Below are 18,442 nucleotides of genomic sequence, written 5' to 3'. Positions count from 1 at the left end.
CGCCGGACCGTCCTCGTGATCACATGAGGTCGGTCCGGCGCTTACGTGTCCGCTACGCCCTGCCCGCTAATGTGCCGCTGACCAGCGAAAAGGCCCTCCGGGCCGGAGGGCCTCAAGGTGGTGCGCGTTGTGCGCCCCCGGCAGGACTCGAACCTGCGGCCAAGCGCTTAGAAGGCGCCTGCTCTATCCACTGAGCTACGGGGGCCGGTGGTGGCCTGGAGCCCCCCTCGGGTGGTCCGTGACCTTGCCGGGCACAAGGATAGGGCTCCGATCGCCTTGACCCGGTTGCTTCGCCTGCGTGGCACGATGTGGAGGTTCGGTGAAGCGAACCGATAATCGCAGGCAGGTGCGATTCGTGCATCGCTTTTGACGTCTCACGTGCCGGGTGTTGTGCACTCGTTATGCCTGCGTCCCACTCGTCCCGTGTGTCCCATCTGTCTGATCGGCGCGCAGAGATCGTCATACGCTTCAAAAAGTCACCAAAATTGGGCATTCTTCGCATGTGGTGACCTTGGATGCACGGCCTCAGCTGATCGACGCACTTTCCGCCCTGCGCGACCGTGTCGCCGCCGTGCGTCTTCCACTTCCTCTCGCGGGCGCGCCCCGGGCCCGGCAGACGCGGGCCGAGCTGCTCGACCAGCTCGATGACTATCTGGTGCCCCGTCTCAAAGATCCCGAAGCACCCCTGCTCGCCGTCATCGGCGGGTCCACCGGTGCCGGGAAGTCCACGCTCGTCAACTCCCTTGTGGGGCGACGGGTCAGCGAGGCGGGGGTGCTGCGGCCGACGACCCGGACGCCCGTGCTGGTGTGCCACCCCGATGACCACCACTGGTACGCCGGGATGAGGGTGCTGCCGCGGCTCACCCGGGTCTGGATGCCCCCGCAGGAGGATGCCGAGGAGGAGCACCTGCTGTCGGCCAGGGCCGGGGGCCGTACCGCCGGGGGCCGCAACGTCGGCGGGCGGACCGGCGGCGGGCGGGCCGTGGAAGAGAAGGCGCTGCGGATCGAGACGGCCTCCCTGCTCCCGCGCGGCCTGGCGCTGCTCGACGCTCCCGACATCGACTCGCTGGTCGTGGAGAACCGGCTGCTGGCCGGGGAGTTGCTCTGCGCAGCCGATGTGTGGGTGATGGTGACGACCGCCTCGCGCTACGCCGACGCCGTCCCGTGGCACCTGCTGCGCACGGCGAAGGAGTACAACGCCACGCTGGTGACCGTGCTCGACCGTGTACCGCACCAGGTCGTCGACGAGGTGTCGCGCCAGTACGCGGCTCTGATGACCAAGGCGGGGCTCGGCGACGTGCCCCGGTTCACGATCCCGGAGCTGCCCGAGTCGGCCGGTGGCGCGAACGGGCTGCTGCCCACCACGGCCGTCTCCGGCCTGTTCTCCTGGCTCGCCCACAGGGCGCAGGACCCGGCGGCCCGCCAGCAGGCCATCAGCCGTACGGCAGGGGGCGTGATCGACTCGCTCAACATGCGGATGCCGGAGCTGGCGAGCGCCGTCGCGGCACAGTACGCGGCGGCCGTGCGGCTGACGAGCGCGGTCGAGGAGGCGTACGAGGCGGAGCGCGACCGGGTGCGCAGGCAACTGCGGGCGGGCGCCGTACTGGCCGGCGACGCGCGTACACGCTGGCGCGGCTATCCCCGCGACAGCTCGGCCGCCGAGCTGCTCGACTCCCTCGTCGCCAGCCTGTCCGCGCTGCTGCAGTGCGCCGTCGCCGCCGCCGACGAGCAGGTCGAGAACGCCTGGCGGCGGGAGCCCGCGTCCGCCGGGGTCGCCCGCAGCGGCCGGCGCGACCTGGAGGCGGGGGAACGGATCGGGATGGCCGTGCGGCGCTGGCGGCGGGTCCTGGAGGAGCTCGCCGAGGAAGAGGTGCGGGGGATGGAGCGCAATGCCGCACCCGACCCCGAGACGGTGGCCGCGCTGCTGGCGACCTCGCTGCTCGGCGGGCGGCGGGCGCGCAGCGCGGGTGAGCGGCTCGCCGAGCGGATCGGTGCGCAGAGCGCGCTGCGGCTGCGCGACAAGGGCGCCGAGCTGGCGACGACGTACATCGACGACGTGCTGAACAGCGAGCGGGAGCGGCGGCTGGCGCCCCTCGACGCGCTCGAGGTGAGCCCGGAGCCCCAGGCCGAGCTGATCGCCGCGCTGTCCCTACTGCAGAAGGAGAGGTGACCGCGGGTGACCGCCATCACCGACGACGAGAACGAGACCGGCGGCCGCTGGGACGACGGACTGATCGCCCGCCGGGTCGGTCAGCGGAACGAGGACGGCACGGTTCACGAGGACGGCACGGTTCACGACGACGGCACGGTTCACGACGACGGCGCGGGACACGGGGACGGCAAGGGAGACGTGAGAGGCGAGGGCGAGGGGGACCACATCGGCGACGAGCAGCTGCCCGTCGGAGGAACGTACGGCGGCCCGCTGCGGAGCCGGCTCAACGCCCTGCGCGAGCTGCTCGGCCTGTCCCAGACCCGGCTGGACGGCAGGACCCTCGCGGAGGCCGGCCGGGTCCTCGACGAGGCCGCCGCGCGCCAGCGGCTGTCCTCGCGCCACACCGTCGTGGCCATCGCCGGCGCGACGGGAAGCGGCAAGTCCACGCTGTTCAACGCGCTCGCCGGGGTGCGCATCGCGGAGACCGGGCTGCGCAGGCCGACCACGTCCGCGCCCATCGCGTGCACCTGGTCGGAGGGGGCGGCCGGGCTCCTCGACCGGCTCGCCATCCCCGGGAGGCTGCGTCGCAAGCCCCTCGCGGGCGGTGACGGCGACGAGACGCTGCAAGGGCTGGTGCTGGTGGACCTGCCCGACCACGACTCGGCCGTCGTACGGCACCGGGAGCAGGTGGACCGGATCCTGGCGCTGGTCGACGCGGTGATCTGGGTCGTCGACCCTGAGAAGTACGCCGACGCGGCGCTGCACGAGCGCTATCTGCGGCCACTGGCCGGTCACGCCGAGATCACCTTCGTCGTGCTCAACCAGATCGACCGGCTGCCCGGCGAGGCCGCCGACCAGGTCCTGGACGATCTGCGCCGGCTGCTCGACGAGGACGGCATGGCGGTGGGGGAGCACGGTGAACCCGGCGCGACCGTCCTCGCGCTGTCCGCCCTGACGGGGGAGGGGGTGGGCGAACTGCGCGAGATGGTCGGCGCGTTCGTTCAGGATCGCAGCGCGGCGGCGCGCAGACTGTCGGCCGATGTCGACGCGGCGGCGGCGAAGCTGCGCCCGGTGTACGTCGCCGACGGCAGGACCGGTCTGGACGAGCGGGCCCGTGAGGACTTCTCGGCACGGCTCGCGGAGGCGATCGGCGCGACCGCGGCGGGAGAGGCCGCCGAGCGCGAATGGCGCAGGAACGCGGGACGCGCGTGCGGGACGCCGTGGCTGCGGCTGTGGCGCTGGTACGAACGCAAGCGCATGCCCGGGGCGGCGAACGCCGAGCCGCAGGTTCCCGTGGAAGAGGAGCCCACCGCACGGCAGCGGGTCGAGCAGGCGGTCCGCACGGTCGCCGACGAGGCCGCGCACGGCCTGCCCGCCCCGTGGGGCCAGGCGGTGCGCGAAGCGGCCGTGCGGGGCGCGCAGGGGCTTCCGGAGGCGCTGGACGAACTGGCCGCGCGTGAGGCGGCGGAGACCAAGGGGCGGCCCCTGCGCCCTGCGTGGTGGCCGGCCGCGGTGCTCGCGCAGGCGTCGATGACGCTGCTGCAGATCTACGGCGGGCTGTGGCTGGTGGGCCAGATCGTGGGCGTACTGGAGCCGGGGCTCGTGCCGCCGGTGCTGGTGATGCTCGCCGGCATCGTGGGCGGGCCGCTGGTCGAGTGGGCGTGCGCGGCCGCGACGAAGGGCCCCGCGCGGCGGTACGGGCAGGATGCCCGGCGTCGCCTACAGGAGGCGGCGGCCGCCTGCGGGCGCGCGAAGGTGCTCGATCCGGTGGCGGCGGAGCTGATGCGGTACCGGGAGGTGCGGGAGCAGTACGCGACGGTGTCGGGATCGGCGAGGCCCGCGTCACCCGGACCAGGAGCGCTGCAGGTGCGGATGCGTTCCCGGATCGGGTGACGGAGTTGTCCACAGCGGGGCGTCCGTCCACAGGCGTCGGCGCGATCTTTCCGTCCGGTCCAGCATGGAGACCGGTCCACAGCGACCGGGCAAATGCAACCGGACGGGGAGGTGACCGTCATGAACGACACCATGGTGACGGTGGTGGGGAATGTGGCCACGAATGTGGAGTACCGGGAAACGGCCACGGGCGGGATGGCGCGATTCCGTTTCGCCGTTCCTTCGCGACGCTGGGATCGCCGGGGCGGTAACTGGACGGACGGGCCGACAAGCTTCTACACCGTCTTCGCCTGGCGTTCGCTCGCACAGAATCTGGCCGGTTCCGTTTCGGTCGGCGAACCGCTTCTGGTGCACGGCCGGCTGAAGGTGCGTGAGGAGGAGACGGACGGCAGACGGCGGACGTTCGTTGACATCGACGCGCTGGCGGTGGGGCACGACCTGACCCGCGGGACCTCGGCGTTCCGGCGGGTGGTGAAGAGCCGGGACGCTGACGAGAGATCCGCGGCGGCCGTGGGGACGGCGCCGTCGAGGGCGGGCGCGGAGGCCGTGGGGGCGGTGCAGCAGCGGACCGACGCGGGCGAGGCCGTGGCGCGCGGAGCGCCCGTTGTCGCCGTCTCCTGACGGGAGTTGAGGCAAAACGGTTCCACCGCTCCGGGAGTGCGGGCGGGCGGAAAAGGGCGATCAGGGGGTGAACTCGCCGACGGTGGTAACGATTTCGAGTCGGAATGGTTATCTGACGGCATGACCGGGCATCGCGCTGCGCGCCGTCCATAGGATTCCCGGGTACTCACGGGGCACTTGAGTCTGCTGGCGAGACACTCCCCCCACGCGTCGCACGCCTCTCACGCGTCGCACGCGAAAAGGTCTCGCCCGGAGGGGAATTCTGCTGTGTTTGCTGTGTTCTCTACGTCTGCCGTACGCAGGCGGCGCGCCGCTCGCCGTCTCGCCGCCGCGGCGGTGGTGTCCGGCCTGATGGCCGCCGGATCCGTCGCCGGCGCCGGCACGGCAGTCGCCGACGACGCCGTCCAGCATCAGGGCGGTGCGGTCGCCACGCTCGACGGGCTGCAGACGTACGACCAGGCGGTGCTGCACACCAACGGCAAGGACCAGGAGATCCTCGCGGGTCTCTTCGAGATGACGGTCGACGGCGGCGGCCAGCTGCAGACGTACTGCATCGACATCCACAACCCGACCCAGGACCAGGCCAAGTATCTGGAGACCCCCTGGAACCAGACGTCGCTGGGCGCCAACGAGAACGCCGGCAAGATCCGCTGGATCCTGCAGCACTCGTTCCCCCAGGTCAACGATCTGGCGGCGCTGGCAGAGAGCGCCGGGCTCGACGGGCAGCTGACGGACAGGACCGCCGCCGCCGGCACCCAGGTCGCCATCTGGAGGTTCTCGGACGGCGCGGACGTCACGGCGGCCGACCCGCAGGCGGAGAAGCTCGCCGACTGGCTCCAGAAGTCCGCGGCGGACGTCAAGGAGCCCAAGGCCTCGCTGAGCCTCGAGCCGAACGCGGTCTCCGGCAAGCCCGGCAGCCGGCTCGGCCCGGTGACCGTGCGCACCGACGCGGGCCAGGTCGCCGTGGCGCCCCCCGCCGACGCGGCTTCCAGCGGAATCAAGATCACCGACGAGGCCGGTAAGCCCGTGACCTCCGCGGTCGACGGCAACAAGCTGTACTTCGACGTCCCCGAGGACGCAGCGGACGGGACGGCCACGCTGAGCGTCCAGGCCAGCATGTCGGTGCCGGTCGGGCGGGCCTTCGCCAGCGCCACCAAGAGCCAGACGCAGATCCTGGCCGGTTCCAGCCGGTCCACCGTCTCGGCGCAGGCCACGGCGACCTGGGCGAAGGCGGGGGCGATCCCTTCCCTGTCGGCGAAGAAGAACTGCGCCAAGGGCGGCGTGGACATCACGGCCGGCAACAAGGGTGACGCACCGTTCACCTTCTCGCTGGCCGGCTTCAAGCACACGATCAAGGCCGGGGAGTCCCGGACTGTGACGGTGCCGGTGGCCGAGGACCAGGCCTACGACTTCACGATCACCGGGCCCGGCGGGTTCGAGAAGAACTTCAAGGGCGTGCTCGACTGCAAGACCGCGAGCGCCCCCGCACAGCCCGGCACCGAGACCCCGTCGTCCCAGCCCAGCCCCGCGTCGGCGGGCGGCACCTCCGCGGGACTCGAGGGCGGCCTCGCCGCGACGGGTGGCTCCAGTGCCACGCCGATGATCGCGGGCATCGCGATCGTGCTGGTGCTGGCCGGCGGCGGCGCGGTCTTCTTCCTCCGCAAGAAGAAGTCGACCGGCGGAGAGTGATCATGTCGCCACGCGCTGTGGCGCCGTCATGAGGTGATCGAGGAAGGGGCCCGGCACGGGGACGTGCCGGGCCCCTTCTGTCGGTTCACGCTCCGGCCGCTCGACGTGCCCCGTCTTGTCCGGTTCGCGCCGTCGGCCGTCCGGTCCGGGGGCAAGCGGGCGGAGTGGGGGCGCCGGGCCGCCCCGGGCACACGCGGGCGCAAGGACGCGGTTTCCGTCCGGGGGGCGCCGTACGGCAAGATGGGTGTATCTGCCCACCCACTTCCTGCCGGACGGTTTCTCTTGGCTGAGTACATCTACACGATGCGCAAGACGCGCAAGGCGCACGGCGACAAGGTCATCCTCGATGACGTGACGCTGAGCTTCCTGCCCGGTGCGAAGATCGGTGTGGTCGGCCCCAACGGCGCCGGTAAGTCCACGGTGCTGAAGATCATGGCCGGGCTGGAGCAGCCCTCCAACGGCGACGCCTTCCTCTCCCCCGGCTACAGCGTCGGCATCCTCATGCAGGAGCCGAAGCTGGACGAGTCGAAGACGGTCCTGGAGAACGTCCAGGACGGCGCCGCGGAAATCATGGGCAAGCTCAAGCGCTTCAACGAGGTCGCCGAGCTCATGGCGACCGACTACACGGACGCGCTCATGGAGGAGATGGGCAAGCTCCAGGAGGACCTGGACCACGCGAACGCGTGGGACCTGGACGCCCAGCTGGAGCAGGCCATGGACGCCCTGGGCTGCCCCCCCGGCGACTGGCCCGTCGTCAACCTCTCCGGTGGTGAGAAGCGCCGAGTCGCGCTGTGCAAGCTGCTGATCGAGGCCCCGGACCTGCTGCTCCTCGACGAGCCCACCAACCACCTCGACGCCGAGTCGGTGAACTGGCTCGAGCAGCACCTGTCGAAGTACGCGGGCGCCGTCGTCGCCGTCACTCACGACCGGTACTTCCTGAACAACGTCGCCGAGTGGATCCTCGAGCTCGACCGCGGCCGTGCGCTGCCCTACGAGGGCAACTACTCCACGTACCTCGACAAGAAGGCCGCCCGCCTCAAGGTCGAAGGCCGCAAGGACGAGAAGCGCGCCAAGCGGCTGAAGGAAGAGCTCGAGTGGGTCCGGTCCAACGCCAAGGGCCGGCAGAGCAAGTCCAAGGCCCGTCTCGCCCGCTACGAGGAGATGGCCGCCGAGGCGGACAAGATGCGGAAGCTGGACTTCGAGGAGATCCAGATCCCGCCGGGCCCGCGCCTGGGCTCCGTCGTCGTCGAGGTCGAGAACCTCTCGAAGTCCTTCGGTGACAAGGTCCTCGTCGACGACCTGTCCTTCACACTGCCGCGCAACGGCATCGTCGGCATCATCGGTCCGAACGGCGCCGGCAAGACCACGCTGTTCAAGATGATCCAGGGCCTGGAGCAGCCCGACTCCGGCACGATCAAGATCGGTGACACGGTCAAGATCTCCTACGTCGACCAGACCCGCGCCAACATCGACCCCAAGAAGACCCTCTGGGCGGTCGTGTCGGACGAGCTGGACTACATCAACGTCGGCCAGGTCGAGATGCCGTCCCGCGCGTACGTGAGCGCCTTCGGCTTCAAGGGCCCGGACCAGCAGAAGCCGGCCGGTGTCCTCTCCGGTGGTGAGCGCAACCGCCTCAACCTGGCGCTGACGCTCAAGGAGGGCGGCAACCTGCTGCTCCTCGACGAGCCCACCAACGACCTCGACGTCGAGACGCTCTCGTCCCTCGAGAACGCTCTGCTCGAGTTCCCCGGCGCGGCCGTGGTCATCTCCCACGACCGCTGGTTCCTCGACCGGGTCGCCACGCACATCCTGGCCTACGAGGGCGACTCCAAGTGGTACTGGTTCGAGGGCAACTTCGAGTCGTACGAGAAGAACAAGGTCGACCGTCTCGGCCCGGACGCGGCACGCCCGCACCGCGCCACGTACAAGAAGCTCACCCGGGGCTGATGCGGCGCATGGCCCGTCACATCTACCGCTGCCCCCTGCGCTGGTCGGACATGGACGCCTTCGGGCACGTCAACAACGTGGTCTTCCTGCGGTATCTGGAAGAGGCGCGGATCGACTTCATGTTCCGGCTGGCGCCGGGGGACGGTTCGCCCTCCTTCTCCGGCGGCTCGGTGGTCGCACGGCACGAGATCGACTACGTGCGGCCGCTGGTCCACCGGCACGAGCCGGTGATCATCGAGTCGTGGGTGACGAAGATCAGCGCCGCCTCCCTGACCATCGCGTACGAGGTCAAGGAGGAGGACGATCCGTCGACGGTCTATGTGCGGGCCTCGACGGTCGTCGTGCCCTTCAACCTGGAGTCGCAGCGGCCGCGCCGTATCAGCGCGGAGGAGAAGTCCTTCCTCGAGAAGTACCTCGACAAGGCCGCCCTCGCCGCATGAGCGTTCCCATGTCCGTGCCCGTGCAGAGTCTGCGTCTCGCCGACATGAGGGAGGCGGAGGACCTCTCCGCCTTCCTCGGCCGGCTGATCCACTACGACCGCGCCGCCGCGGTCAGGCTCCAGGCCGGGCGCGGGGCGCTCGCGGTGTTCGGGCGTCCGCCGTCCTTCGAGGTGCTCGCCATCCGTACGGCGCGCCTCGCGGAATCCGTCGAGCTGGACGTCACCGTCTCCGCGGGGCAGTTGCTGGAGTCGCTGGAGGGCGCGGAGTTCGCCGTGCCCGCGGCGGTCACCGGTCCTCCGTGGGCGGGTGTGCTCCCGCCGCGCGGCGGCTGGCGGGAACTGCCGGGACTGCCTGACGTCTCCGCGATGCGGGCGGCCGTGGCAGCTGCCGTGGCCGAGTTCCGCCGGCGTGACGAGGCGCTTCCGGAGGAGCGGCGCACCCGCGCGGAACGGGACCGCATCGGCCGCGAGATCTGGTCGCGCACGGTCGGCGCGACAGCCCTTCCCCTGCGTGCCGTGCACGCCGCGCAGTCGCTCGGGTTCCTGCGACCGGGCATGCCCGTGGCGCTCCTGTCCGCGGGGGCGTGGCTGAGGCTGCGGACGCCCTTCGGGTCGATCGCCCTGCGCACCAACGGTGTGGGCGGCCTGACGGTCACCCCGGCTTAGCCGCCGCGGAGAGGCCACTCACTCCGAGGGGCCGCGGCACGCCCCGCCACGTCAGCGTTCCGCCGCGTCGTCCGGCCAGATCCCGATGTGGTCCTGTTCGAGCTCCAGCATCACGCGGTGCTCCATGCCGAGCGCCGCCGTGTAGTCGGCCGGCAGCTGAAGGCGTCCGGCCCGGTCCAGCATCGCGTATTCGCGTGCCACCACCGACTCCTGCCCCTCCGCGTCGATCTCGGTGCGCCGCAGCACCTCGGACGACGTGCGGCCGTCGCGGATGGCGACGGTGCGGCGGACCTCGCCCGCGACGGCCTGGTCGTGGGTGACGATCACGATCGTCGTGCCCAGCTCCTCGTTGGCCCGGCGGAACGCCGCGAAGACCTGCTCACCGGTCGCCGAGTCCAGTTCTCCGGTCGGCTCGTCGGCGAGCAGCACCGCTGGCGAGTTGGCGAGGGCGACGGCGATCGCGGCGCGCTGCTGCTGCCCGCCGGACATCTGGTGGGGGCGCCGGTCGCGGCAGTCGTCGACGCCGAGCATCGACAGCAGTTCCCGCACACGCTCCGCCTTCCGCTTCTTGCCGCGGCTGCCGCCGCGCAACTGCATGGGCAGGGCCACGTTCTGGGCCGCGGTGAGGTACGGCAGCAGGTTGCGGGCGGTCTGCTGCCACACGAAGCCGACGACCTCGCGGCGGTAGCGCAGCCGCGCCTTGGCGTCCATGGAGAGCAGGTCGCACCCGGCGACCCGGGCCGCGCCGGCGGACGGCACGTCCAGCCCGGCCAGGATGTTCATCAGGGTCGACTTACCGCTGCCGGACGCGCCGACCAGGGCCATCAGCTCGCCCTCCTTGACCAGCAGGTCGAGTCCTTGCAGCGCCTGGACCTCCACCCCGTCGGAGGCGAAGATCCGCACCAGCCGGTCGCAGGTGATCAGCGCGTCGTGCCCGTAGGAGGGCCGGTCGCGGTGGGCAGCGGCGCGTTCCTCCAGCTGCTCCAGGGTGGTGTCGGTCATCGCGTGTCTCCTGCCCTGAGTTCGGTGATCGATCCGCGGCGCCCCGCCCACCACGCCTGGACGGCGGCCACCGTCCCCGCCAGCAGCACCACGGCGGCCGCGGGCAGTGCCAGCGACCACGGATCGGCCCGCAGGGACGCGCTGTCCAGGGGTGCGGAGCCGGGCGCGGCCGCCAGGGCGAGGCGCACCAGGTCCACGCCGGGCGCGAGGAGCCGGATCGTGGCCCAGCCGACGAGGATGCCGCCGACGGCGGCCAGCAGTGCCTGGGGGAGCGCTTCGAGGCCGAGCAGCTGCCGGCCCTGGCGGGTGGTGAGGCCCATGGTGCGCAGCCGGGCCAGCAGGGTGGCGCGTTCCGGCGCGGCCTGCATGAGCGAGAGCAGCAGGGCCAGCACGGCGTAGCCGGCCCCGGCGGCGATGGCGGCCGCGTAGATCCGTTCCGCACCGGCCTGGAGCGGCGAGTCGGTGAAGGTCGCCCGCGCCTCGTCGCGCAGCCGCACGGTGAGGTCGTCGTCCATGCCGTGGACGGCCGCGCGCAGTGCCTTGCCGTCGATGCCGGTGCCGGTGGCCAGCAGCGCGGTCGGCACACGGTGGGTGAGCCGCGAGCCGTCGACGACGAGGAACTCCGCGGACGACACGGCGGGGGTCCGGGACCGTACGGCGGCGACCTTGACGGTGAAGGGGCCGGCTGCCGAGGGGATCCGGTGTGTTCCCTCGCCGAGCTGCTTGGCGACGCCGGGTGAGGCGACGGCGTGCAGCACGGGCTCCCCGGAGGCGTCACCCGCGGCCGGTGAGGTCCTGAGCGCGTCCGCGGGGAAGGCGCCGAGCCCCGTGTGCCGGGCCAGCGTCGCGTACGCGCCGGGGTCGGCGCCGACGAGGGAGACGGCCAGCGGGTCCGACCGTTCGGCCTGGTTCCGGGCGGGCAGGTTCAGCGCGTGCTCGATCTGCACGGCCGTCACCTCCCGTACCCCGGGCACGTCCCGCACGTCCCGCTCCGCCCCCTTGGGGAGCGGCACCACGTCGCCGGGGCTCGAGACGCGTGCGTCCGCGCCCGTCGCCAGCAGCGCCGCCCGGTCCCGCGCGTCCGCGACGCCCGCCAGGACCGAACCGCCGAACGCGGCCGTCGTGAGCGCGACCAGCAGGGCCAGCAGCGGCAGGGCGCCGGCCGCGGAGGAGCGACCGGTACGGGCGAGTGACAGGAACCCGACCGCGCCGCGCAGCCGGCCGGCGGGACGCGCCGCCCAGCGCAGCGGCAGCGGATAGAGCCGTACGAGGACGAGCGCGGCGATCAGGCCGACCAGCACGGGCGCGGCGCTGACGAGATGGTCGGCACCGTCGGAGGTGCCGCGCCGCCGCAGTGCGACGACCGCGCCCAAGGCCAGGACCAGCAGAGTGAGCTCGGCGACCGTGCGGCGCCTGGACGGCCGGGCGAGCACCACGTCGTCGCGTTCACCGGGCACACGGGGCCTGCGGTGCTGCGCCACGGCGCGCACCGGCAGCGCCGCGCAGGCCATGACCGCCACGGCAGCCGTCCCGATCACGGCAGGCAGCAGTCTCGCGTCGTCGACGACCAGGACGGCGAGGAGCAGACCGGTGGCCGCGGTGGGCAGGGCGACGACGGCGGTCTCGCCGAGCAGCCTGCCGCCGATGCCGCGCAACGAACCGCCGCGGGAGCGCAGCAGGGCCAGTTCGGCCCGGCGCCGCGCCGCGAACAGCCCGCCCGTCATCGCCACCACGACTGCGGCCACGGTGCCGATCCCGAAGGCGGCCACGGCGACGACCGGGGTGATGGCGTCCCGCATCGTGGCGTAGGAGGCGAGGATGCCGTCCATGTCCGTGGTGAGCATGGCGTTCTTGTCGACGGCACCCTTGATCTCGAGCAGCTCGGGGCCGCCTTCGAGGGAGGCGATCCGGTCGGTGAGGGCGGTCACGTCCTGTGCGGTGAGGTGGCCGGTGAGCGGCGCGAAGCGCCAGTACGGCTCGGGCTCGCCGAGGGTACCGAGCAGCGCCGGGGCGGCGTCCGGGGCGATCAGCAGGGAGGCGTTCCAGTAGGTCACCGGTGGGCTGGTCCCGGGCGCCACGAGAAGCCCGGGGGCGCGCAGCCGCGGGTCGGCGGACCAGTAACTCCCGTGCGGATCGCGCGGGTCCACGATGCCGGTGATCCGTACGGACAGCGCCCCCTCCCCGGGGTCGCCCAGGTGCAGCACGGAGCCGGTCCTGATCTTCAGGGTCTTCGCGGTCTCCGCGGTGACCGCGGCCTCCAACTCCTTGGTGGTGGACGTGACCCGTCCGTCCGTCTTCGGCAGCCGTCCCTCCCGCATGGTGGAGTGCGCCTCGAGCCCGCTCTGCGCCACGACGGAGAACTCCGGCGACGCGCCCTCGGGGCGCGGCAGCCAAGGGTCCGTGCCCTCCAGGGGCTTGGCGGTCTCCACACCGTACGCGGACTGCGCGGTGTCCACGCGCAGCGGCTCCGGCAGCAGCCCTGTCACGGCCCGGTGGGCGTCGGCGAGGCGCTCGGGGAGCAGCGACTTCTCCCGGGCCGGTTCCGGCAGTTCGAGCGGCGGCTGCGGGGTGCTCACCTCCAGCACGCTGCGGGACGGCTGGGCATCGCTCAGGTCGTGTCGCAGGCCGTGGTTCTCGTACGAGTCGACGGCACGGGGGAACGCGGCCGCGAGGAACGCGGTGAGCAGCACGAGCACACCGAACGCGAAGGCCGCCCCGGGAGCCGTGCGCAGCCGGGTCCTGACCCACGGGGCCACCGTGCGCCGGGCGTGGCCCTCGGGCTTGCTGGAGCGCGGATTCATGTCAGTTGTCCCCCCTGTGGCGCAGAGTCACCGCGGGGTCCGCGCGACGCAGGGCGATGACGGCGACGATCAGAAGCGGCAGCGCGGCGACACCCGCGAGGAGCAGACCCACCTGGCCCACGGGCAGTTCGATCAGCACATGCGGAACGGGTTTGGTGGCCTGCCCGGTCAGGACGATCAGAGGCACGACGGCCCGGGTCAGTACGGCACCCAGGCCGATGCCCACCAGCAGGGCGATGCCGATCAGCACCGTCTGCTCGGCCGCGACCAGCCGGGCGAGCTGTCGGCGTGGCGCGCCGAGGGCGCGCAGTACGGCGAGTTCGGCGGATCGTTCCCGCAGCGAACCGGCCGCGCTGACGGCGAAACCGACCGCGGCGAGCGCCGCCGCGGCCAGCGCCACCGCCATCAACGCGGAGCGGGGACCGGCACCGAGCGGGTCACCGAGCAACTCCTCCGCGGCCTCGTCTCGTACCAGCACCTGGCCGGGGTCGGCGGCGGGGCGGTCGCGCAGAGCCTTCGCGACCTCGCCTGCCCTGCCCGGCTCGGTGCTCAGCCACCATTCGGTGGGCGTGAGCGACGAACCTCCCCGGGAGGCGATCTCGATGTTGACCGTGGGCAGGTCCAGCAACAGGGCTCCGCCATCGGCGTTCTGCGGGCCGGTGGCCGCTCCTTCGCCGTCCGCGGCAACGGTCTCGGCGCCGGGTCCGGTCGTCGGCAGGGCCCGCGCCGTCCCGGCGATCCTCACCCGCAGCGACTCGCCCGACAGCATCACATCGATGACGTCGCCGCGCTTCGCTCCGGCCGCGCGCAGGAACTCGTCCGTGGCGACGGCGGCGATCTGCCCGGGCCGGGCCGGCCGCGCGGCGGTGACGAGGACGCTGAACTCCGATGTGACGGGTTGCCCCCACGAGTCCACGGCCCCCGGGTCCGGTCCGATGCCGTAGCCGAGGTCCAACGGACGGGAACCGGAGGCGGCGGGGTGGAGCGGCCGCGGCTTCCCGGGCTCACCGGCCTGGATCTCGGTGTAGCTGCCCTCCCAGCGCGAGTCCTGACCTGCCGTGACCGTGTTCGAGGTCCCGTCGGCGTCCGTGGTGCTCAGCCGGTCGACGCTCAGGCGGTGCGCCGTGGCGGGGCCGTCCGGGATCGCGCCGTCGAGCCGCAGCCCGGTCAGGGCCAGCGGACCCGCGGGGGCGGTGCGTCCTCCGGAGGAGGACTCGTCGAGGTCGACGGCCACCGGATGGACGCGGCCGTCGGCCGCCACCTTGCCGGCGGACATGCGGTAGGACAGGCCGTAGCGGTCCTCGACGATGACGGTGACCTGCGGCGCGAGCCCGGAGGGGGACGCACCTGCGCGGGCCCTCTCCTCGGTGATCCGCAGGTCGAGGGTGAGGCGGCGGGCGTCGTCGGGCAGCAGCACGCCGGGGCGGGCCCGCTTCGTGGCAGTGGCCGTTCCGAGCAGCGAGCCGGGCGGCCCGTCCGCGAGGTCGTCCCGCAACAGGAGCTGTTCGTCGGCGCGGGCGGTGTCGATCGCGAGCACGGTCGCGGTCCGGTTGCCGGAGAGCCCAAGCGGAGCGCGGTGGGCGGGAGCGGCTTCGCGCACGCCCGGGAGGGACCCGTACAGGCCGATGTCGCCCGGCCGGCCCGCCCCGCTGTCCGTCACCCGCACCGACGCGCCGGCCCTGAAGTCGGCCTGGTCGCTCTGCGACCGGTCCCAGGAGGCGCTCTGCCCGATCGCCAGCATGCCCATCGCCACCGCGAGCACCAGCAGCAGCACCGGTCCGGCGCCGCGCAGCGGCCGGCGGCTGAACTGCCAGCCCGCGAGGGCGGCGGGCAGGCCGCGGCCGCCGGCGGCGCGGCGTTCGGCGAGCCGGGCCGCCGGCGGCAGCAGACGCAGCGTCAGGACGGTGCCGGCCAGCAGGGCCAGGGCGGGTGCGGCGACCAGGAGTGGGTCGATGCCCAGGTCTCCCTCGCGGTCACCGCTGATCGCCCCACCACCAAAGGAGCCGGTCTGCCGGTCCAGCTGCCAGTAGGCGACCGCCGCGACGGCCAGCAGCCCCACGTCCGCACCGGCACGAACGGGAGCGGGCAGCGTGCCGCCGCGGCCGCGCCGCAGCCGCAGCGCGCCGGACGTCGCGGCCAGCGCGGGTGCCACGACAGCCGCCGCGCAGCACACCGCGACCCCCGCGGCCACCAGCCACACCTGCGCCGTCGGCGCCTCGCCGAGCCGCAGTCCGCTCCTGGCGAGCGTGGAGTGCTCGGCCAGCAGACGGGTCAACGGCCCCGACAGCAGCGGCGCGCAGAGCGCCGCCGGCAGGGCGAGGAGCAGGGCCTCGACGGCGGCGAGCGAGATGATGCGCCGGCGTGACGCGCCGCGGGCGCGCAGCAGGTCGGTCTCGCCGGTCCGCTCCGAACTGAGCAGCCGGGCCACCAGCAGCAGCGCGTACGCGGCGAGCAGTACCAGCTGCACGGCGACGATCATCAGGGTGGAGCGGGCGACCAGCAGGGCCCGCTCGCTCTGGGCCAGCACGGTCGGCAGGGAGGTGCCGACCGTCGCGCCGGACGCGAACGCCGGGTCCTTGCTCAGCGACTTGGGGCCGCTCGTCGCCGTGGCGCGCAGCGCGGCGATGCGGTCGGTGGTGACGGTGCGGAAGTCGGCGGTGGCCAGCCACGCCGCGTCTCCGGCGGCGACACGGTCGGAGGCGAGGACCGAGGGGTGGGCGAGGAGCGGGCCGTACGTGGTGAAGACCAGGGACCGCACACCACGGCCGCCGAGGCTGTCGAGCTGCCAGTACGGATCGTTGCCGTCCGCCGGCCGGTAGAGACCGGTCAGCCGGACGGTGACCGGTTTGTCGGAGAGCCGGTCGGTGAGGGTGAGGCGTGCGCCGGGCTTCAGGCCCAGCTGCTTCGCGGCGACTTCCGGCAGGGCGACCGGCACGGCCCCGGCGCCGGCGGGGCCCGGGCGGGTACCGGACACCATCGCGACCCGGCTCTCGTCGAGAGCGGCGAAGTGGGTGAGGTCGGGCTCCCCCTTGCGTGCCTCCGGGTCCTGGAGGGACCGGGGGAGGGCGTACGTCCCCGAGCGTTCGAGCCTGTGCACCGTCACGGGCAGTCCGTCGAAGGACCGCGCTGCCCCTCGGACGACGGCCTCCTCCGCCGCCTCGCGGCGCTCCGGCGGGATCTTGGCGGTGACGGTCAGCGCCGCGGCGGCCGCGTCCCGCCCGCCCAGGGTCTGCCGCAGCGCGGCGTCCCCGACGGAACCTGAGAAGGCGGCGAGCGAGGCGAGCACACAGGTGGTGAGCAGAACCGCCAGGAGTGCCGCGGCAAGCAGCAGCCGGTGCGCCCTGACGCGCAGTAGTACGAACCCCGTCACCCGTCCCCCACCCCACAGCGTTACCTGGCGGCGCCCCGACGCCACCGTCCATGGATGCTGTCAGAGCACACGGGTCCGTGGAAACCGCTTGCATCACGACCTTCACCTGATCGTGACCGTTATCCGGCGACGGAGTACCGGATTCCGTTGGGGTGCCGCGACGTGGGAGGACCGGCGGGACGGCCCGAGTGCGAGGCCCGGCCCGGTGAAGGGACCGCCGGGGAAGCGGGTCAGTCCGGGGTGTTCACCATCGAGGCGGCGGCGTACGTCAGGTAGTCCCACAGCTGCCGCTCGTGGTCCTCGGCAAGGCCCAGCTCGTCCAGCGCCGTGCGCATGTGCTTGAGCCAGGCGTCGTGGGCCGCCCTGTCGACCGTGAACGGCACATGGCGCATCCGCAGGCGGGGGTGGCCGCGGTTGTCGCTGTAGGTGCGGGGCCCGCCCCAGTACTGGATCAGGAAGAGCGTCAGCCGCTCCTCCGCCGGTCCGAGGTCCTCCTCCGGGTACATCGGCCGCAGCAACGGGTCCTCGGCAACGCCCTCGTAGAAGCGGTGCACGAGGCGCCGGAAGGTCTCCTCGCCGCCGACCTGCTCGTAGAAGGTCTGCTCCTGAAGCGTCCCGCGCCGAATCTCATTCACGCCCCCATGCTCTCAGACCGACCCGCCCAGGGCCGAGGCCCTTGGGATCCCTGAGGCTCCAGGCGGCGCCCGGCATGGAGGCTCGCCTCATGTGCATCTACGCAGCAAAGTGAACATATGGGTCAGAACGGGGATCGATTCGCCGAGGCCGCCACCGAGGCGAGGCGGGCGATGGTGCGCGAGATCGTGGCCGACGGAGGGCTGACCGATCCGGCCTGGCGGGCGGCGTTCGACGAGGTGCCGCGGCATCTGTTCGTGCCGTACTACTTCACGCCCCGGGGCGGATCGTGGGAACGCCTGTGGCGCGAGGACCCCGACCCCGGCCGGCGCGCCCGCTGGCTGCGCGGTGCCTACACGGACGAGCCGCTGGCCACCCGCCTGCGCGACGGGGAACTGCTGTCGTCGAGCAGCCAGCCCTCCCTCATGGCCCTGATGCTGGACGCGCTCCAGGTCACCGACGGGAATCGGGTCCTCGAGATCGGGGCGGGCACCGGCTACAACGCCGCGCTGCTGGCGCACCGGCTGGGCGACGCCGCCGTGACGACCATGGACATCGATCCGGAGGTCACCGAGGCCGCACGCGCACACCTGTCGGCCGCCGGGTACCGCCCCGCGGTCGTCACCGGCGACGGCGCCCGCGGCTGCCCGGAGCGCGCCCCGTTCGACCGCGTCATCGCCACCTGCACCCTGGCGGCGGTGCCCTACGCCTGGCCCGCCCAGTGCAGCGACGGCGCACGGATCGTGGCGCCGCTGTCCACCGGGATCATCGCCCTGCGGGTCCGTCACGACGCGGGCGGCCGGACGGCGGAGGGCCGCTTCCTGCGAACATCGGCGTACTTCGTGCCGCTGCGGGGCACGGCCGTGCCCGAGGAACCGGAGACCGGCGGACTGTCCGGGAGCGCGGTCGAGAACGACCTGTTCCGCTTCATGCTGAGTCTGACCGCGGGAAGCCTCGACCCGGAAGAGGCGCTCGCCCTGTGGTACGGGGAGCGCCGCCCGGATCGCAGCCGCTTCGGGGTCACCGTCGGCGACGGCCGGCAGTGGGCCTGGCTGGACGATCCCGAGGGGCCCTACGTCTGGCCCCTCGGGCCGTCCGGCGACTGAACGCGCCCGCCGCGCCGCCTCCCGTCCCGCTGCCCGCTCTCGTGCCGCGGGCTGAACGCTCGCGCCCGGCGCCACGTATTCATGGCTGTCGGCAGGATCGCCGTCCGGCGCGGTGAGGCTCCC

The 18,442-nt window shown here is 72.8% G+C and carries 12 protein-coding genes and 1 tRNA gene; 8 read left to right on the top strand and 5 right to left on the bottom strand.

The genetic code is table 11. From position 1 onward, the window contains the following. Positions 1-132: 132 nt before the first annotated feature. A tRNA-Arg gene (locus ACTMTU_RS09700) sits at positions 133-205 on the bottom strand. A 306-nt stretch (positions 206-511) separates the two neighbouring features. Here ACTMTU_RS09700 and ACTMTU_RS09695 point away from each other — a divergent pair. The 7 genes from ACTMTU_RS09695 to ACTMTU_RS09665 all read left to right on the top strand — a co-directional run bounded on the left by ACTMTU_RS09695 (position 512) and on the right by ACTMTU_RS09665 (position 9,407). Next, a complete protein-coding gene (locus tag ACTMTU_RS09695; RefSeq protein ID WP_441263176.1) occupies positions 512-2,170 on the top strand; it encodes a dynamin family protein in 1,659 nt (552 codons plus the stop codon). 6 nt (positions 2,171-2,176) lie between these two features. Next, on the top strand, positions 2,177-4,045 hold the full coding sequence (locus tag ACTMTU_RS09690) for a GTPase (RefSeq protein WP_441263054.1): 1,869 nt from the start codon (positions 2,177-2,179) through the stop codon (positions 4,043-4,045). A gap of 120 nt (positions 4,046-4,165) precedes the next feature. Then, positions 4,166-4,666 (top strand): single-stranded DNA-binding protein, encoded by a 501-nt coding sequence (locus tag ACTMTU_RS09685; protein ID WP_441263053.1) that lies wholly within the window; start codon positions 4,166-4,168, stop codon positions 4,664-4,666. A gap of 276 nt (positions 4,667-4,942) precedes the next feature. Continuing rightward, the gene (locus tag ACTMTU_RS09680; protein WP_441263052.1) at positions 4,943-6,355 is read left to right on the top strand and encodes a Cys-Gln thioester bond-forming surface protein; all 1,413 of its coding nucleotides are present in this window, start codon (positions 4,943-4,945) and stop codon (positions 6,353-6,355) included. A gap of 282 nt (positions 6,356-6,637) precedes the next feature. Further along, positions 6,638-8,302 (top strand): energy-dependent translational throttle protein EttA, encoded by a 1,665-nt coding sequence (gene ettA, locus ACTMTU_RS09675; RefSeq protein ID WP_441263051.1) that lies wholly within the window; start codon positions 6,638-6,640, stop codon positions 8,300-8,302. Positions 8,303-8,310: 8 nt separating this feature from the next. Further along, on the top strand, positions 8,311-8,742 hold the full coding sequence (locus ACTMTU_RS09670) for an acyl-CoA thioesterase (RefSeq protein WP_053557288.1): 432 nt from the start codon (positions 8,311-8,313) through the stop codon (positions 8,740-8,742). 8 nt (positions 8,743-8,750) lie between these two features. After that, entirely contained in the window at positions 8,751-9,407 is a 657-nt protein-coding gene (locus ACTMTU_RS09665) for a hypothetical protein (protein ID WP_441263175.1), read from the top strand. A gap of 51 nt (positions 9,408-9,458) precedes the next feature. Here ACTMTU_RS09665 and ACTMTU_RS09660 read toward each other — a convergent pair whose 3' ends face one another. The 4 genes from ACTMTU_RS09660 to ACTMTU_RS09645 all read right to left on the bottom strand — a co-directional run bounded on the left by ACTMTU_RS09660 (position 9,459) and on the right by ACTMTU_RS09645 (position 17,215). Further along, positions 9,459-10,409, bottom strand: coding sequence for an ABC transporter ATP-binding protein (locus ACTMTU_RS09660; RefSeq protein WP_441263050.1), 951 nt, complete (start codon positions 10,407-10,409; stop codon positions 9,459-9,461). Next, positions 10,406-13,210, bottom strand: a complete 2,805-nt coding sequence (locus ACTMTU_RS09655; protein ID WP_441263049.1) for an FtsX-like permease family protein — start codon at positions 13,208-13,210, stop codon at positions 10,406-10,408. Before ACTMTU_RS09655 ends, ACTMTU_RS09660 begins: the two co-directional genes overlap by 4 nt. 1 nt (position 13,211) lies before the next feature. Then, positions 13,212-16,580, bottom strand: coding sequence for an ABC transporter permease (locus ACTMTU_RS09650; protein ID WP_441263048.1), 3,369 nt, complete (start codon positions 16,578-16,580; stop codon positions 13,212-13,214). Positions 16,581-16,810: 230 nt separating this feature from the next. Next, a complete protein-coding gene (locus ACTMTU_RS09645) occupies positions 16,811-17,215 on the bottom strand; it encodes a globin (RefSeq protein ID WP_441263047.1) in 405 nt (134 codons plus the stop codon). A 117-nt stretch (positions 17,216-17,332) separates the two neighbouring features. On the opposite strand from ACTMTU_RS09645, the gene ACTMTU_RS09640 reads away from it, so the two are divergent. Then, positions 17,333-18,319, top strand: coding sequence for a methyltransferase domain-containing protein (locus tag ACTMTU_RS09640; RefSeq protein WP_441263046.1), 987 nt, complete (start codon positions 17,333-17,335; stop codon positions 18,317-18,319). Positions 18,320-18,442: the final 123 nt, after the last annotated feature.

It is taken from the genome of Streptomyces sp. OZ13, assembly GCF_052068155.1.
GTDB lineage: Bacteria > Actinomycetota > Actinomycetes > Streptomycetales > Streptomycetaceae > Streptomyces.
The sequence above is the reverse complement of the archived record's forward strand: the minus strand, read 5'-3'. Positions and strand labels throughout refer to the sequence as shown.

Bases quoted from the DNA above. Each gene is read 5' to 3' on its own strand.
- ACTMTU_RS09685 (WP_441263053.1), top strand. From the start codon at position 4,166: ATGAACGACACCATGGTGACGGTGGTGGGGAATGTGGCCACGAATGTG.
- ACTMTU_RS09670 (WP_053557288.1), top strand. From the start codon at position 8,311: ATGGCCCGTCACATCTACCGCTGCCCCCTGCGCTGGTCGGACATGGAC.
- ACTMTU_RS09665 (WP_441263175.1), top strand. From the start codon at position 8,751: ATGTCCGTGCCCGTGCAGAGTCTGCGTCTCGCCGACATGAGGGAGGCG.
- ACTMTU_RS09660 (WP_441263050.1), bottom strand. From the start codon at position 10,409: ATGACCGACACCACCCTGGAGCAGCTGGAGGAACGCGCCGCTGCCCAC.
- ACTMTU_RS09655 (WP_441263049.1), bottom strand. From the start codon at position 13,210: ATGAATCCGCGCTCCAGCAAGCCCGAGGGCCACGCCCGGCGCACGGTG.
- ACTMTU_RS09640 (WP_441263046.1), top strand. From the start codon at position 17,333: ATGGGTCAGAACGGGGATCGATTCGCCGAGGCCGCCACCGAGGCGAGG.